This window comes from Microbacterium sp. K35 (assembly GCF_004794375.1).
GTDB classification, from domain to species: domain Bacteria; phylum Actinomycetota; class Actinomycetes; order Actinomycetales; family Microbacteriaceae; genus Microbacterium; species Microbacterium sufflavum.
The window spans coordinates 1-1,287 of record NZ_SSDM01000087.1 but is presented as its reverse complement, the minus strand read 5'-3'; the positions used below and the strand labels follow the sequence as shown (position 1 = coordinate 1,287).

The window sequence follows — 1,287 nt, the reverse complement described above, 5'->3', positions numbered from 1 at the left end:
ACCGCGGCGTCCCGAGAGGTCCTCCGGGAGGCGCGGGCCGCGGTGGAGGCCGTGCTCGCGGAGCAGGGGTACCAGCGCGAGAGCATCACGCTCGTGGTGGCCTACGTGCAGGTCGCCCGTGCCGCGGGGGAGCCCGTCGAGGTGGAGCCCCGCTGACCGTGCGGTCGGCGGGGCTCCGGCCGGCTCACGCGATCGCGCGCAGTCCCTCGACGAGCGGCGTGGTCGGACGGCCGATCAGCCGCGCGAGCGTGCCGTCGGTCTCGGCCAGTGCGCCCCCGCGGATGCCGGCGTCGAGGGCGACGACGAAGCCCGCGGTGCCCTCGTCGAGCCCGGCCTCGCGCAGCGCCGCGAGCTGCTGGTCCGCCGTGAGCGACACGAAGGTCACCTCGCGTCCGGTGACCTCGGCGATCGCGGCGGCCAGCTCCGTGTAGTCCCACGCGACGTCGCCGCCGAGCTCGTACACGGCGCCCGTGTGACCGTCGTCGAGCGCGACCACGGCGGCGGCCTCGGCGTAGTCGGCGCGGCTGGCCGAGGCGACGCGACCCTCGCCGGTGCCGGAGGCGAGCACGCCCGTCTCGGCTGCGCGCGCGAGGTCGGCGGCGTAGTTCTCCGTGTACCAGTTGTTGCGCAGGATCACGGCCGGGACGCCGGAGGCCGCGATCAGCTCCTCCGTGGCCTTGTGCTCCGGCGCGAGCACCAGGTCGCTCGTGGTGGCCTTCGGGGCGCTGGTGTACACGAGCTTCGAGACGCCGGCGGCTGCGGCCGCGTCGATCACCGCCCGGTGCTGCTCGACGCGGCGGCCGACCTCGGAGCCGGACACGAGCACGACCGTGTCGATGCCGTCGAGGGCCGCGGCGACGGAGGCCGGGTCGTCGTAGTCGAGGGGCACGACGCGCACGCCGAGGTCGGCCGCCCTGGCCACGTCGCGCGCTCCGGCGACGATCGACTGGGGGTCGGCGCCGCGGGCGAGGAGGGCGGCGATGATGAGGCGGCCGAGGTGTCCGGTGGCTCCGGTGGCGAGGATGGTCATGAGGGCGGTCCTTCCGTTGGTGAACACCTGCCCCAACCGGCGCGAGGCACCCGCGCATTCCATCCGACCGGTACCCACTTTGACGTAAGGTACCTACATGTCGGTGAGTTTTGCGGAAATCCGGGAGTCTTCGCCCACGGTGTTCGACCAGGGCTGCGGCACGCGCGTGGTGCTGGACCACATCATGAGCAAGTGGGGCGTGCTGGTGCTGTCGTGCCTGTCGGACGGCACGCGGCGCTGGGGCGAGCTGCGGCGGG

The 1,287-nt window shown here is 74.0% G+C and carries 2 protein-coding genes; one reads left to right on the top strand and one right to left on the bottom strand.

What is annotated here, in order from left to right; all coding sequences use genetic code 11:
- Positions 1-184: 184 nt before the first annotated feature.
- Positions 185-1,030, bottom strand: a complete 846-nt coding sequence (locus tag DW299_RS02335) for an SDR family oxidoreductase (protein ID WP_136035498.1) — start codon at positions 1,028-1,030, stop codon at positions 185-187.
- 97 nt (positions 1,031-1,127) lie between these two features.
- On the opposite strand from DW299_RS02335, the gene DW299_RS19455 reads away from it, so the two are divergent.
- Positions 1,128-1,287 (top strand): winged helix-turn-helix transcriptional regulator (locus DW299_RS19455; RefSeq protein ID WP_446724779.1); only part of this gene is annotated, 160 nt, incomplete at its 3' end.

What these genes read in the sequence shown, in the direction of transcription:
- DW299_RS02335 (WP_136035498.1), bottom strand. Translation starts at nt 1,030, where the DNA reads ATGACCATCCTCGCCACCGGAGCCACCGGACACCTCGGCCGCCTCATC.